Source organism: Brachyspira sp. G79 (assembly GCF_002379365.1).
Classification (GTDB): Bacteria; Spirochaetota; Brachyspiria; order Brachyspirales; family Brachyspiraceae; genus Brachyspira.
On the sequence record NZ_JQIU01000009.1, the window covers coordinates 47,632 to 63,093 of the forward strand.

Annotated in this window: 13 protein-coding genes and 1 pseudogene; 5 read left to right on the plus strand and 9 right to left on the minus strand. The window is 26.9% G+C overall.

What is annotated here, in order from left to right:
• The coding region (locus KQ44_RS13215; protein WP_205676580.1) for a hypothetical protein at nt 1-798 on the plus strand (798 nt) is incomplete at its 5' end.
• Nucleotides 799-964: 166 nt separating this feature from the next.
• On the opposite strand, the gene KQ44_RS13220 is transcribed toward KQ44_RS13215, so the two are convergent.
• Nucleotides 965-1,681: a gamma-glutamyl-gamma-aminobutyrate hydrolase family protein gene (locus KQ44_RS13220; protein WP_096737854.1), complete on the minus strand. Its 717-nt coding sequence runs from the start codon at nt 1,679-1,681 to the stop codon at nt 965-967.
• Between the two features lie 443 nt (nt 1,682-2,124).
• Here KQ44_RS13220 and KQ44_RS13225 point away from each other — a divergent pair, with 443 nt between their 5' ends.
• The 3 genes from KQ44_RS13225 to KQ44_RS13235 all read left to right on the plus strand — a co-directional run bounded on the left by KQ44_RS13225 (nt 2,125) and on the right by KQ44_RS13235 (nt 5,500).
• Nucleotides 2,125-2,685, plus strand: coding sequence for an RNA 2'-phosphotransferase (locus KQ44_RS13225; protein WP_096737855.1), 561 nt, complete (start codon nt 2,125-2,127; stop codon nt 2,683-2,685).
• Between the two features lie 418 nt (nt 2,686-3,103).
• Nucleotides 3,104-4,711, plus strand: coding sequence for a peptide ABC transporter substrate-binding protein (locus tag KQ44_RS13230; protein ID WP_096737856.1), 1,608 nt, complete (start codon nt 3,104-3,106; stop codon nt 4,709-4,711).
• A gap of 366 nt (nt 4,712-5,077) precedes the next feature.
• Nucleotides 5,078-5,500 (plus strand): hypothetical protein, encoded by a 423-nt coding sequence (locus KQ44_RS13235; RefSeq protein ID WP_096737857.1) that lies wholly within the window; start codon nt 5,078-5,080, stop codon nt 5,498-5,500.
• Nucleotides 5,501-5,946: 446 nt separating this feature from the next.
• Here the strand turns inward: KQ44_RS13235 and KQ44_RS13240 are convergent.
• Nucleotides 5,947-6,827 (minus strand): annotated as a pseudogene (locus tag KQ44_RS13240) (ankyrin repeat domain-containing protein).
• Between the two features lie 101 nt (nt 6,828-6,928).
• Between KQ44_RS13240 and KQ44_RS13245 the strand changes: the two are divergent.
• Nucleotides 6,929-7,879, plus strand: a complete 951-nt coding sequence (locus KQ44_RS13245; RefSeq protein WP_096737858.1) for an Rpn family recombination-promoting nuclease/putative transposase — start codon at nt 6,929-6,931, stop codon at nt 7,877-7,879.
• A gap of 477 nt (nt 7,880-8,356) precedes the next feature.
• Here KQ44_RS13245 and KQ44_RS13250 read toward each other — a convergent pair whose 3' ends face one another.
• The 7 genes from KQ44_RS13250 to KQ44_RS13275 form a co-directional block, all read right to left on the minus strand.
• The gene (locus KQ44_RS13250) at nt 8,357-8,956 is read right to left on the minus strand and encodes a hypothetical protein (RefSeq protein WP_096737859.1); all 600 of its coding nucleotides are present in this window, start codon (nt 8,954-8,956) and stop codon (nt 8,357-8,359) included.
• A 212-nt stretch (nt 8,957-9,168) separates the two neighbouring features.
• On the minus strand, nt 9,169-9,603 hold the full coding sequence (locus tag KQ44_RS14510; protein WP_168171292.1) for a hypothetical protein: 435 nt from the start codon (nt 9,601-9,603) through the stop codon (nt 9,169-9,171).
• A gap of 826 nt (nt 9,604-10,429) precedes the next feature.
• Nucleotides 10,430-11,497: a flavodoxin-dependent (E)-4-hydroxy-3-methylbut-2-enyl-diphosphate synthase gene (gene ispG, locus KQ44_RS13260; protein WP_096737996.1), complete on the minus strand. Its 1,068-nt coding sequence runs from the start codon at nt 11,495-11,497 to the stop codon at nt 10,430-10,432.
• Between the two features lie 230 nt (nt 11,498-11,727).
• Nucleotides 11,728-11,883: a hypothetical protein gene (locus KQ44_RS14515; protein ID WP_008724155.1), complete on the minus strand. Its 156-nt coding sequence runs from the start codon at nt 11,881-11,883 to the stop codon at nt 11,728-11,730.
• A gap of 481 nt (nt 11,884-12,364) precedes the next feature.
• The gene (locus tag KQ44_RS13265; protein WP_168171293.1) at nt 12,365-13,237 is read right to left on the minus strand and encodes a hypothetical protein; all 873 of its coding nucleotides are present in this window, start codon (nt 13,235-13,237) and stop codon (nt 12,365-12,367) included.
• Nucleotides 13,238-13,336: 99 nt separating this feature from the next.
• Complete coding sequence (locus KQ44_RS13270; protein ID WP_096737860.1) at nt 13,337-14,266, minus strand: sigma-70 family RNA polymerase sigma factor; 930 nt, start codon at nt 14,264-14,266, stop codon at nt 13,337-13,339.
• Nucleotides 14,267-14,373: 107 nt separating this feature from the next.
• Nucleotides 14,374-15,462: hypothetical protein (locus KQ44_RS13275; RefSeq protein WP_240516700.1), on the minus strand; the 1,089-nt coding region annotated here is incomplete at its 5' end.

Below are 15,462 nucleotides of genomic sequence, written 5' to 3' on the forward strand. Positions count from 1 at the left end.
GTGGAAGAAGTTTTTATTTTACCTCAAATAGTATTTAATGAATATAAAGACTTAGAAGATTTACAGAAAATCATTTTAGAAATAGATAAGAAATCGAGATATAATAAAGAAAAAACATTAGCCCCAGAATGGGCAAATAATGAAATATATTTAACAAAAAAATCCAAAAATATAATAAGTAAAATTAATGATAATAATAAAAAAATATATGAGCTAAAAAATAATAATATTATTCTTAATGAAGAATTAGAAAAAGAAGAAGCTATAAAAGATTTATTATTTGAAAATGGTAAACCTTTAGAAAATATTATTATTGAGGCGTTAAATATACTTGATTATAAAGCAGAAAATATAATAATTAATGATACAGAAATTGATATACTAGCAACTTCACCAGAAAATGATATTTTTTGCTGTGAAGTAGAAGGTAAAGACAATTCAGCTATAGATGTAACTAAATTTAGACAATTATCTGATAACTTAAATGTATATGAAGATGAATATCCAGATTCAAACCCTATTGGCATATTGTTTGGAAATGCTTTTAGATTAAAACCTTTAGAAGAAAGAGAGGAAGAACATTTTACAAAACATTGTATTGAAAGGGCTATAAAAAAGGATATCATTTTAATAAAAACATCAGATTTATTTTTTGTGATAAAATGTATAAAAGAATGTGATAATGAAGAGATAAAAAATGACTATAAAAAGAAGTGTCGAGATGCTATATTAAATTCAGTAGGTAATATAGTATCATTTCCAGAATTAATAAACAATAAAAATGAGCCACAACAATAATTCACCTCTTTTTAACTCTGTCCTACTGCAACTAAAGGAAATACTGTTAGTATGCTGTACAGTTTGAAAAAGAACAACAAAAAAATTTAGAAACTTAAAAATTTTTAGTATTTACTAAAATCAAAAATATAAATATTTTTAATAAAATAAAAATTATTTTTTATGATTATTTTCTTGACCTGCATACTTCTACAAACATGTCAAAAATATTCTGCATTTTTATACTTTTAGCACTCATTAATTCTGGGTGCCATTGTACCCCTAAAATAAAAGAATCTTTTTTCTTGTATTCTATAGATTCAACTATTCCGTCCTTTGAAGCAGCTGTAACTTTAAAATCTTTAGCTAATTTATCTATAGCCTGATGATGAAAGCTATTAACTTCTGAACTATCACCTAGCATATCATAAATAATACTGTTTTTTACTATTTGTATTTTATGTGTAGGAACATGATATTCTGCAGTTTGGCTGTGAAGTATATTTGTATTTCTTTGAGTAGGTATATCCTGTATTAAAGTACCTCCGAAATATACATTTATAACCTGTATTCCTCTGCATATTCCAAATATTGGTTTATTCATTTCAGCAGCATATTTCATCAATTTAAAATCAAAATCATCTCTTTCAGCAGATATAGTGCCGATTTTTTCTATAGGCTCTTCATTAAATCTAAAAGGGTGAACATCAACACCTCCAGTCATTATAATTCCGTCAACATTTTCAGCCATTTTTTTTATTATTTCTTCGTCTTCTGTAATAGGCATTAAAAAAGGTACTCCTTTTGACCTTATAACAGAATCAACATATGAACGATTAACAAATGCTTTTGGTATAGAACTATTTTCATATAATAGATTTCCAGATAAACCTATAACAGCCATAATACAATCCTTAAAAATATTTGAAATATATATTAAAATAAAATAATTTTTTTACAAGGTATAATTAATATATACCTAAACAAATATAATTTGTCAAAAATTAATTTTTTAAATTTAAAATATTTGTGGGGGCTTTACCTACCACTCTGTGTGCTACGCAGCACCCCACTTCTTTTGTTGCCACAAAGAAGCAGGCACAGCCCGCAGTAGCGAAAGGATACATTTTATGCTGAATTTAGTAATTTATCCTACATATAAAACATAATTAGTATGATTTAATAATAATTTCAACACTTGCACTTTTTGTTTTTTTTGGCGAAGCCCGTAGAGCGAAGGCGGGAAAAAGAACAATTAAAAATTGACAAACTCAAAAATTTTTAGTATAGTTGACATAATTTTATATTAATATTATTTTTTTATTTATTAAATGTTAGGAAATAAAAATGATAGATAGTAAATTAAATAAAGAAGAAGTGAAAATTAGTAAATTTGTAAGTATGGTATTGAGGCACAGACCAGAGTATATAGGGCTTAAATTATCAAAAGACGGCTGGGCTAATGTCTATGAACTAATAGAGAAAATAAAATCAAAAGGAAAAAATATTGATAGAGATATACTTGAGAGAGTGGTGCTTTATAATGATAAAAATAGATTTAGTTTTAATGAAAATCATACTTTAATAAAGGCAAATCAAGGACATAGTATAGATGTAGATTTAGAGTTTGAAGAAGGAGAGCCGCCAGATATTTTATTTCATGGAACTTCCATTGATAATATAGACAGCATAAAAAAAGAAGGTATTAAAAAAATGAAAAGGCTTTATGTTCATTTATCATTAACAGAAGATATTGCTAAAAAAGTTGGTGAACGTCATGGAAAGCCAGTTGTAATAAAAATAAATGTTAAACAAATGTATGAAGATGGTATCAAGTTCTATTTATCAGAAAATAAGGTTTGGCTTTGTGATTATGTAGATTCAAAATATATTTTGTGTATTATTTAATAGTGTTTTTAATAAAAATGCATTCAAAAAACATTTGCTTTATTTATATTTTTTACTTACACAACGCATGTTAAATAGATTGAAAAACTATGCACGCATTAAAATAACATAATTTTTTATTATAAATATAGTGCCGCTAACCGTGCGTTAATTATGTTTTTATGAGTTAAACAAAACTTTGGCGGGTGTACTTTTTATAAATAGATATAAAAAAATAAATATACTTTGAGTTTTTTTATTGACTTATAAACTATAAATGGGTGTATTAAAGTAAAATTTTTAATCTATTAAAATTTATTATTTTATTTTTAATTATATAGTATTACTTTATTTATTAACATAATATAGTTGACATAATTATATATTGACTTATCATTAAAAATATATTAATAAATAAAAAAGAAGAGAATAAATATTTATGAAGAATAATATTTTTATAATAATTTTTATTGCCAGTATATTTTTATTTTCATGTTCTGCTAATAATAAAATATCTAATGATGGTATAGTAGTTTCTGTAGGAGGAATGCCAAGCAGTTTAGACCCAGCATTTGCTAAGGGCATAAATACAGCAGTTTACATAACACATGCTTTTGAGACATTAACTCAAAGAGATGAAGACGGCTCTATAATTCCTGCACTTGCTGAAAGCTGGGAGACTATGAGTAATAATACAGTTTATATATTTCATTTGAGAGATAATGCAAAATGGTCAGACGGCAAAGAAGTTACTGCAAATGATTTTGTTTATACATTAAGAAGATTAATAGACCCAAAAGTAGCTTCTCCATTTTCCTTAGGGTTTGATATAATAAAGAATGCAGAGACTATAATGAAAGGAGAAAAGAGTTTAGAAGATCTCGGAGTATATGCATTAGATGATTATACTTTAAAAATAGAACTTGATATACCGCTTCCTTATTTTGAAGAGGCTATGGCAAGCGATATTGCTTCGCCTGTGAGAGAAGATATTATAGAAACTTACGGAGAGGATTGGGCTTTAACTAAAGAGCATTATATTGGAAATGGACCTTATATAATAACAGAATATGATGAGGCTGTAAAAATAGTGATGGAGAAAAACCCTTATTATTGGGATAGAGATAATGTAAAGGCTCAAAAAATTACTTTTGAGTTTTTGGAAGATGTGAATACTGCTGTTGCGGCAATTTATGCAGACAGTATATTATTTTATCCAGAGGCTCCAGAAAATGAAAGAGCTTCTTTAATAGAGCAGGGTATAGGAAGAGAGGCAGATATAACATCTATTGCCTACTATATGGTAAACTTGAAACGAAAACCTTTTAATAATCCTTTGGTAAGAAAAGCATTGGCACTTGGAATAGACAGAAACTATATAGTCAATAATGTTTTAGGCCGCGGCAGAGTTGCTGCTGATGGATTTGTGCCTATAAATGTAAAAATAGGTACTAATGATTTCAGAGAGAATGCACCAGAATATATTTCTTTAAAAGAAAGTGATTATCAGAAAAATATTGAAGAGGCTAAAAAACTTCTTACAGATGCTGGATATAGTGATATAAAAAAATTCCCTATTATAGAATTAATCACAACTACTAATCCGTCATCGCTTTTCGTAGCAGAGGCTATTCAAAGTATGTATAAAAATAATTTAGGCATTGATTTAAAATTAAGATATGAAGAGCCTACATCATATTTGCAGTCAATAAAAGACGGAAGTTTTCAAATGATTAAGGCTGGTACTAGTGTGGCTTATAATCAGGCAGCTGGTTATTTAAGACTTTTCAAGCTTGACGGACTTGGTAATGACGGCGGATACACTAATGCAGTTTATGATTATTTAGTAGATATTGCCATGACAAATGCCAATGAAGATATAAGGATAAAAGCAGCGTATGATGCAGAACGCATACTTATAGAAGAGGATATGGCTATAATACCAATATACTATGATAAGGCTACAGTTATGCAAAGTAAAAAACTGCATGGTGTAAAATACGATATATTTTCTGTGTATGATTTTAGAAATGCTTATATTGAGTAAAAATGTATATAGTAAATAATATGCAATATTTTGATGATTTATATATAAATTTAATTGACATTTTAGTTGTATAATATATAATTCATTTACTATGATATTAAAAGCAATTTCACATATTAAAGACAAGTCTACAGTCTACAGTCTACAGTCTACAGTCTACAGTCTACAGTCTACAGTCTACAGTAAATAATAATAATTTATCTGTAAGCTTTTTATTATTCATAAATAAATATTTTTACATATTGTTAGTGTTATATAAAGCAGTATATCTTTTTGTATTGCATTCAAAAAAATTAATCTTTCAAATAATTGGTTATAGCTCGAGATATAACTTTTTATTAATAAAAAACGATAGGAGTAAAACAAATGAAAAAAATTTTACAAATAGCTTTAGTTTTAACAGCTTTAGCTTTATTCTCAACAGCTTGTTCAAAAGTAAGAACAACAAATTTAATAGGTACATATAAAAGCGGTTCATCAACTATGTCTGTTACTGCAGACGGAACTGTGGGGTTTAGTATTGCTTCAGATGCCACAGGAGTATTGGCTTCATTAAATAATGTATATGGAGGCTTAGTACCTTGGGATTTAACATCTGAAAAACAATCTTATGATTACAGTTTTGAAACTGAAAAATATGAATATCCTTCTACAGGAGGACAGCCGACATATTATAAAGTTAATGTTAGTTTTAATTTTACTAAAGATAATGAAACTGTTAATTGTAAAGTAAGCATTACTGTACCAGAAGGAAAAGGCGAAAGCGGCAGTGTAACTTTCAGCAAATAATAAAACTTTTTTATTTTCTTCTGTATTTATGGGGAGGGTAATTCCTCTCCATTTTATTTATATTAATTTCAGTATATACTGAAAATTTTTAAGTTTGTCAACCGTGAACTGCGGCACCTTCCCGCACGGTATTGTTTATTCTTATCAAATGTCAACGCGACTGAACGAAGTGAGGAAGTACCCGAGACGAAGTCCGCCTGTGGTGAGGGTATGCGGCTGATTCCTATTTATTATACCAAATAAGTAATTTACTATACATCTAAAACATATTATGTTGATTACTAATAATACATTATGTTACAAATAAATTATAATTACATTTATAAATAATTAAAATTTTACAAAATATAGTTGTTTAGGTATATATTTAATATATATCTCATATTTAAATTTGCAGTTTTAGTATTTTTATATTTTAAGTATAGTATTAAGCTGTATAAAATCAATTATCTGAAAAAACCAGCTATATTTTCAATAAATCCTGATATTGCATAGAATATAAAAGATGGTATAGCAACTATAATTATAAGTAGAAGTATAAAAATAGGGTATAATATATCATTAAATATTTTACTAAAAATTAATTTTATATTATATATAAATGCTCCGGGATACGCTTTTTTTCCATTATTATTTTTTATGTTTTTATCTGCATTATTTTCTATCAAAAGAGATATAACTTTTTTTCCATATCAATATCTCTATGCCCATTATTTTTTTTATATGAAATCTTATGAAGGGCAGTATCTCCGTCATTATTTTGTAAATTAATATTTATTCCATTTTTTATAAGCATTTCAAAAATATCATATTCTTCTATTCCTATATTATCTCTAGAAAGTATATAGTGAAGTACACCATTTCCGTCATTATCTTGTATATTAATATTTGCTCCAAGATTTATTAGTGTTTCAATTTTATATTTACTATCTGGAACTCCTATAATTTCACTTGTACCGAATTTAGGTTTATGATGTGAATCGTAGGACTTACTTACATCAAGTATAAGGCTTTTTCCTGCTTCATTTTTCTCGTTAATATTCATTCCATTATCTAATAAAACTTTTACGAAATTAGAGAAATTATTAGTACTTAAATTAGGTATATAGTTATACCATGTTTCAATGTTTCTTATAGAGTTTATATATTCTTTATTGTTTTCTATATTTTCAATTACATATTTAAACTCATCAAGATTTTCTGATATTACTGATTGTTCTAATGCGGATTCTTTATTTGTTGCCGCTAAATTTTTAAAATCATCACTTACTTGAGCATAAGAAATGTATGAACTAATAATAAATATTATAATACCTAATACTTTCATCATAAACCTCTTTTTAATATTAGTTTTTTGATTATACATTATGATGGTATATTTTGTCAATATTGTTTGACAAAGTATAAATATTTCATTATAATAACTTTATGGAATTGAAATCAAATAATAAAAATTTTAATGTGCTTAATGATTATTTTATGCGTTATATGTTTGCCAAAAAGGGACATGAGCATATATTAAAAAATCTTATTAATTCTGTAAGAATAGATGCCAATCAAGAGCCTTTTGAATATATAGAAGTTCTGAATACTTTTAATTTAAAAGAAAATGTTTTTGATAAGGAAAGTATTGCAGATGTTAAAGCTAAAACTAAATCAGGTGAAACTATAATTATAGAAATACAAAGAATAGGTAACCATTCATTTATATATAGAAGTTTATACTATTGGCCTAAGAATTATTTTACAAATTTAAAATCCAAAGATATATATTCAGATTTGACACCTGTAATAAGTATTAATATTTTAGATTTTAATTTGATAAAAGGTATAGATAAACCTCATAGCTGTTATTTTATTAAAGAGTTAGAAACCAATCATATATTAACTAATCATTTGGAGATTCACTTTTTGGAATTGAAAAAATTTGCTGCTAATAATAATTTATATGAAGGTTTATCAGATTGGTTTGAGTTTTTAAATTCTAAGAATAAATTGGAGGATACTATGGAAATATTAGTAAAGAAAAACCCTATAATGAAAGAAGTATATGATGAATATAATAAATTTGTTAATAGCAATGATTTATATAATGGCTATAGTAATTATGAAAGAGATTATTTTAATGTTCTAATGCTTAATGAAGAGCGTATAAAGGGTATAGAGGAAGGAATGAAAAAAGGTATAGAACAAGGTATAGAACAAGGTATAGAACAAGGTATAGAACAAGGTATAGAACAAGGTATAGAACAAGGTATAGAACAAGGTATAGAACAAGAAAAATATTCTCTAGCTAGAAATATGAAAAATAAAAATATGGATTTAAATCTTATAAGCGAATTAACAGGGCTTAGTATAGAAAAAATAGAAAAATTATGATATAAAAAAATCAATATCATCGAATATTATTTTTATCATAAATATATTTTTAGTATATATCTAAACAACTATAACTTGTCAAAAATTAATTTTTTTAATTAACAATATTTGCAGGAATTTCCCCGCCACGCTGTGTACTACGCAGCACCTCACTTCTTTTGTTCCCACAAAGAAGCAGCTACAGACCACAGTCGAGAAAAGCTATATTTTAGCTTAAATTGATAATTTTTATTACATATAAAAACAATTTTAGTATTATTTAGGACTAATTTTACACTTGCACTTTTTGGATCTTTTTTCGGCGGTAAAAAGAACCAAAAAAATTGACAAACTTAAGAATGTTTAGTGCATACCTAAATAAATATAGCTAGTCAAAAAATTAATTTTTTAAATTTTGATATTTTCTGTACTTCACGTCGTGCCGCAACCTCAGTTCTTTTGCGACCGTAGAAAGTTCCTTTTGTATTGTGCCATAAATCATACTACTTTTGGTGAGAAGCAGGCACAGTGTGCCGACGAACGTCCGCCTTTAGCGTTATTAGTTTTATAATTCTTTTTAGCTTTTTGGCGACTGCCCACCTTTGGTGCAGGCAATACATCATTCCAAAAATCATACTCTAATTCTTTTAAATTTTTATGACGAAAGTCCGCCTGTGGCGTAGGGTGCGGAATTGAGGCAAAGTTCATTAATCTATTTTTTATCTCTTCTATTGTGTTTTTGTCTTGAGTTGTTATATACGATAATGAAACATTTATTCTGCTTTCTAATTCCTTTCTGAAATCAGGCTTTAAATCTTCAATTTTATATTTCTGTAAACTTGGGGCAATTCTGAATACGCCTTTTTTTATAAATTGATTATATTCATTTTTTAATTTAGAACGCACTTCTTTATTCACACTTTTTAATACTTTGTCATAATCTTTTTTTATGCCTTTGTCTATTGCTCTGACAAGTGCCTCAATTTTTCTATTTGACAAAATATTATCAATGCTGAATAAATTATCTTCACCGAGTAGGTGCCTTTCGGCAAAGAAAGATTTTAATATTCTTTTTGCTGTATCAAATAAGCTAAGCATAACTACAGTATAAAATCAAACAATGAAAAAAGATTTATACTATAGTTAGTTTATCGCTGTTTAATATTTTTTTATTTTCGTATTGACTTATCATAAAACTTTGTTAAACTAAATATATAGAGCTAGTGCGAACTGCAGAAAATCTCACTCGACTGCCGTGATATTTAGTATTTACTAAATTGATACGATAGAGGGAATGTGAGTCCTCTCCGCTAGCTTTTTTTATTTCTTATTTTTTTATCTTTTTTCTTTTTCCAAAAAAATCCATCATCATCTATTATATGATAATTTACTATCTCATAATAATCTTTTGTTTCATCTACATCTAAAAGAACAATAGTGTTTTTATCTTCTCCTATTCTTGTAATAAAATTATGGTAATTTTCTTTTTCAGGGTTCCCTTTCAAAATAGATTCAGGTTTATACAGAGAATTTGATAAAATATCTTTTGCTAATTCTTCTGTTATTTCATTATGTCTATTATTATTTTTAATTATAATATTCTCTTTTAAGCTAATTTGTTTATTAGTAAAGCAATATTTTTTTTGAATAAAAGTAGTTAGTTCTGGTAAAATACATGCTTTTGATAAATCGGAACTATAAACTTTATCAATTTTATCCTGTATTTCTTTTTCTTTTACTTTCAAGACTTTATATGATAAATTATTTACAGCATTAATAATAAGTTCTATATTTCTTATATATGGTTGGAATAATTCTAATTTAGGATAATCTTCTAACTCTACTAAATTAAATCTGCAGTATGGTATTATTAACTTATGATTTAATGTTTCTTATTTTATATCTATTTGCCTGAGAATAACTTGAACTGCCTTCTGTAGTTATTGTCTTACCTAAAACTAATTTGCTTATTTCTATATTAATAAACTCTGATAATTTTTGATATGTATCCGATGTAGACTGAATTGTTTTGCTTTCTATAATTTTTAAGTATTGATGATTCTGCTATCACAGCTCCAAAATAAGAATCTATATTTGATATAATTCTCCTTAATATAATAATATCTTCCTAAGTTTCTTTATATCAGTATTTTTATATTAATATATGATAAGCAAATAATATATCTATAAATGCCTCTTAAGAAATAATATTATAATATTTAAGCATAAAAAGAAATAGAGCAGTCATGGCTAAACCTGATAGTACTTGAAGTACAGTGAAATTTATACTAAAAATTCAGTTCTTTCACCAAAGTCACGCTTAGTGAAAAATGTAATTGCTGGAACTTTATATTTTAAAGATATGTATTAAATATATGGTAATACCTAAAATTTGGGTTACACATAAAGGTGGACTTCGTCAAATGCAGTCTTTTTGGTTCTTCGTGCTACACAGAAGGCGTACAGTGTCACAAAAGAACTTGTGTACGGTACTACTGTGAATCCCTACAAATATTTTAAATTAAAAAATTGATATTTCGATAAACTTATTTCAAAACTATCTTGTAAAACTTAAAACACTTCTATCTTTTTTGTAAGGAAATCTATGATATTATCTCTTGAAACCTTGATAGGTTCATTATTTTTTTCAAAGAAAATAAAATTACCATCTGCTGTTCCAGCAACACCAAAATCAGCATGCCTAGCTTCTCCAGGACCATTAACAACACAGCCCATAATAGCTATAGTGATATTTTTCTTTATATTCTGAACATGTTTTTCTATAAAACTAGCAACTTCTTCAACATTAACCTGACATCTTCCGCAAGTAGGACATGATATTATTTCTATAGAAGGCTCTTTTCTAAGTCCTAAAAATTTAAGAAGCATTTTTCCAGCCATTACCTCTTCTACAGGATCTCCAGTTATAGAATATCTTATAGTATCTCCTATACCCTGCATTATTAAAAATGATAAAGCACTTGTACTTTTTATGAGAGAACTTCTTAATGTTCCTGCCTCTGTTACTCCAAGATGTATTGGATAATTAAATTTTTCTCTAAATAAGATATTTGCTTCTATTGTAGTTTCTATGTCAGAAGATTTTAAAGATACTTTAATATTGGTAAAATTCAAATCTTCCATTAATTTTATATGTTCAGCAGCACTTTTTACCATATTTTCAGCTGTTACTTCCTTGTATATACTTCTGTCTAAACTTCCGCCATTAACGCCTACACGTATAGTAAGGTTTCTATCTTTAGCCTCTTTTATAACCTCTTTTACTTTTTCCTTATTTTTTATATTACCTGGATTTAATCTTAAAGCATCAATACCGCTTTTCATACTCTCCAATGCTAAATTATGGTCAAAATGTATATCTGCTATCAATGGTATTTTAGTCTGTTTTTTTATGTATTTTATTGCCTTTGCAGCATCCATATCCAGTACAGCAAGTCTTACTATATCAACACCTGCATTTTCAAGTGATTTTATTTGTTCTACTGTAGATTTTATATCTCTTGTATCTGTATTGGTCATAGACTGAACACTTATAGGATTATCAGCACCTATTAGAACATTTCCTATTTTTACAGTTTTTACTTTTTTTCTTATATCATCAATGTTTTTTATATCCATAATATTCATCAAAATTTCCTTAGATTAATTAATAATATATAATACTATCATTTTAAAATATTTTTGCAATGGTGATATAAAGTTGAAAATTATTAAGTTTTTACTATAAAAAATAAAATGGAGCTATTATCCCACCAATAGCCCCATTACTTTTTAATGAACAATAACTATTTTTTTCATTAAAGTAAAAAAAATAAGAACCGATAATTACATGCGATAAGGGTATAATATTATCCTTGCACGTTTAAAGCACCGCCTGTAATCTTTGGTTCTACCTCTACTGTTGCTGTATTGTCAGAAAAATTATTTCTAACAGTGATATTTACCCCGCCTATTGACGTAACATAAGTATTAGTTGTGTCAGTCGTTGTGATAGCTGTAACCATATTTGTAAACTCCTTTTTAAATATAGCTTTGTTCTTAATAGAGATTATACTATATTATCAAAAATAAATAAACATATATTTACATTTTTTATTCAAATTATTTTTATATATACCTAAACAAATATAATTTGTTAAAAATAAAGTTTTATTTTCTTTTTACACATAAGACCCCAGTTATTTTATTAGCCTGTCTGTCTTACTCTGCGTGTCAATTAAGTACGCCTTTTAGTGTTATCAAGTGTAGTCTAAATTTGGGTTGCCCACTACATTTAATATATATATCTAAAATATAAAGTTCTAGCAATTGCGTTTTTTATGAAGTGTATCAAAGGATAAAAACTTTGGCAAAAAGCTGATAATTCTGTATAATGTTCATCATTTGACAAGCTTTAAAACTCTTAGTATAAATAATACAAAAGACATAAAAAAGCCCTGATACCATTACGATATCAGAGCTTTAATAATCAATTAAAAATCAAAACTACTCTAAAGTTATAACATAATTCCATTTAGGAAGCGGATATCTGCCAGTTTTTCCAACAGACATTCCATTAGCATCAGTGATTTCAGCTTCAGCATATAGTAAATATCTGCCTCTAGGAAGATAACGATTTCCAGATGACATTCTTCCAGCAAAATAGAACTGTGTCTGAGCCTGACCGTCAAGTACATATATTTTAGGTAAATAGAATACTAAATCTCTGCTTAATATATTATAATTGTTATCTATTTTTCTAGCATACACTCTTATTTTAGCATATCTTGCTTCTGGAGGTGTTTTTACAGCTAAAGTTATTAAAAGAGGATTGCTTCTGCTTGCTACAAATCTGTCATTATAGTTTATTATAAATGAGCTTATTCTAACATCATTATTCGTAGATAATTGCATGCTCATCATATTGTTATTATTAGGTCTAAGAGTATTAGAAGTAGTAACTAATACTGTGTTTTCTGTATTATAAGTATAAGCGGAACTTCCTCTATTATTATTTGGTTTTGAAGAAGGAGGTATATCCGGTATATTATTTGTGTTTACCTCATACAAACCATTTCCAGAAAGATTTATAGAAGAATCTTTATTTGTCTGAACATTATTATTAGTATTATATGGTGTTATTGTATTATTAGTTGCTAAAAAGTCTTTTTCTTCAGGTGTTATATCTTCGCCGAATATATCATCTGTAGTAATTGTGTCTTCAGGCATATTGTTTGTTTCATTTTGAGTGAAATCAAAAATAGGTATATTTTTACTGCTTAGTATACTTTTGGCAATAAAAAATCCTGCAACTAGTACTACAAGAACTATTACTATAATGATAATTGGTTTTAACTTTGCTTTCATTTCGTTAGACATAAAATTCCATCCATGATTTTATTTATATATTAATTTTTCGGTAAAATTAGAAATTGTTTAATAAAAAAAAGAATTTATTATATTAATTGATAAACAAAATTAATCCCACAAGAAGCTTTTTAATTCTTTGGATAAATTAAGACCTGCAAGTTTCTTAATAGCTTTTATCTGAATCTGCCTTACCCTCTCACGGGTGATATTTAATTCTTTACCTGTATCTTCAAGAGTTTTTGCTTCTTTTCCATACAAACCAAATCTTGAAATAATGACTGTTCTCTCTTTTTCATCTAAACATTTCAAAGCTTCAGTCAATGTATCTCTAAGACTGTCCATAAATGCCTTTTGATGAGGCGAAGGGAAGTTTTTATCTTCTATTATAGAAGTCATATCATTATTATCAGAGTTTTTAAAAAATGAATCAACACTTGCTGTATCCTGAGTAAAGATCATTATATATGAAAGAGTTTTTCTGTCTATTTTCATTTCTTTGGCTATTTCATCAGTAGTAGGTTCACGTCCAAGCTGCTGAGTTAAAACCTTTGAAGTTTGTATACTTTTCTTTATCAATCTTGCTATATGCATAGGAAAGCGTATGATATGTCTTTTACTTGATATTTCTTTTACTATGCTTTGCTTTATCCACCAAACTCCGTAAGTAGAAAATTTAAATCCCTTTTTATATTCAAATCTTTTTACAGCTTCTATAAGACCAATATTACCTTCATCTATAATATCTATAAAAGGCACACCGCTATTATAGTATCTTTTAGCTATACTTATTACCAATCTTAAATTTGATTTGACAAGTTTATGCTGTATAGAATCAATTTCTTTTTCTAAAGCTTCAAGTTCTTTTTTAGACTCTTCATCTTCTTTTTCTAAAAGCAAAGCCTTTTTATCTCGGCAAACTTCAAGACGCTGCCATAAATCTAATTCTTCTTCTTTAGTGAGTCTTCTTATTTCACCTATTTGCTTTAAATATACGCTAACAGGTCCCTTATACTCTTGATTAACATCTCTTTTTAACAATTACTTTCCCTAAAATACAAACATCTTATAACAATAAGAACGAAAATCTTTATATAAGAATATAAGATTTTCACAAATTGTCAAGCAGTATAATTAATTTTTAATAATTATAAAGGACAATCATATATAGAAGCATTCCTAATATTTTTCAAATATTTTATAAATATATGAAAAATTATAGGATCTATTTTTATATTATTTTCCAAAAAGTTATCATACATAAAATAAATAACTTCATTTGCTATATTTCCAATCTCTTTATTTTTAGAAAATTTAATATACAAACTATCATAAGAATCAACTATTTCTAATACCTTAGCTGGAAAATATGATAGAGCTAATAAACTATTAATATCACTAGGATCATAAGTTAATATATGTTCTATATTATTGTATTGTTTATTTGCAAACTGCTTATTATACATATTCATAAATATTCCGTATCCAAATCCATAATATTCATGATGAAGTCCCACCGTAGTGTATGTATACTCATTTTGTGCCATACAGTATTTCAAAAGATTAAAGCCAAGTATAGAATGATTATCTCCTTCATTATTCTCAATAATAGGAATATTAGCTAAAACATCAACAAGGGCTATATCATGCCAAAATGCTGCTCTTGCATAATATTTTATTTCATTTTGCTCTATTTTTCTAAATCCTACTCTTGATATATCTTCTATTCTATCAGCCTTAGTAAGCAGATTAAATTTCCTTCCTATATCATTAAAAAAAGAATAATATTTTTTTCTATAATCAACCCTTAGTTTTGAAGCTATACCTCTTGATATCTCTTCATTGTAATAATGTAGAAACTCAACCATCATAATAAAAACTCTGTTGCTGTGCGATATAACATTATCATTATTAAAAGAAGATAGTTTGATAAATATATCAGGAGATTCATATTCTTTTTCAAGGATATTAACTATAGTACCTATAATGTCTGCAAATATAAGATCATCCTTCTTAACATTCTGATAATCTTTTAAGCTTGATATACTGTTTTGTTTTATATAGTTCAAATGATATATAAGATTTAAACGCTCTATAATACCTATATCTGTTAAAATATTCCCTATTAATTTAGCAAGCTCTGCATCTAATTTACTTTGAGAGATAAACATTTTTAATTTGTTAAATGAGTTTTTTAAATATTCTATTCTTTTTACATGCCTTATAGATATTAACTC

Excerpts from the sequence above, each read along its gene's own strand:
- KQ44_RS13230 (WP_096737856.1), top strand. The coding sequence starts at position 3,104 with ATGAAGAATAATATTTTTATAATAATTTTTATTGCCAGTATATTTTTA.
- KQ44_RS14515 (WP_008724155.1), bottom strand. The coding sequence starts at position 11,883 with ATGGTTACAGCTATCACAACGACTGACACAACTAATACTTATGTTACG.
- KQ44_RS13250 (WP_096737859.1), bottom strand. The coding sequence starts at position 8,956 with ATGCTTAGCTTATTTGATACAGCAAAAAGAATATTAAAATCTTTCTTT.
- KQ44_RS13235 (WP_096737857.1), top strand. The coding sequence starts at position 5,078 with ATGAAAAAAATTTTACAAATAGCTTTAGTTTTAACAGCTTTAGCTTTA.
- KQ44_RS13225 (WP_096737855.1), top strand. The coding sequence starts at position 2,125 with ATGATAGATAGTAAATTAAATAAAGAAGAAGTGAAAATTAGTAAATTT.
- ispG (WP_096737996.1), bottom strand. The coding sequence starts at position 11,497 with ATGGATATAAAAAACATTGATGATATAAGAAAAAAAGTAAAAACTGTA.
- KQ44_RS13220 (WP_096737854.1), bottom strand. The coding sequence starts at position 1,681 with ATGGCTGTTATAGGTTTATCTGGAAATCTATTATATGAAAATAGTTCT.
- KQ44_RS13265 (WP_168171293.1), bottom strand. The coding sequence starts at position 13,237 with ATGTCTAACGAAATGAAAGCAAAGTTAAAACCAATTATCATTATAGTA.
- KQ44_RS13245 (WP_096737858.1), top strand. The coding sequence starts at position 6,929 with ATGGAATTGAAATCAAATAATAAAAATTTTAATGTGCTTAATGATTAT.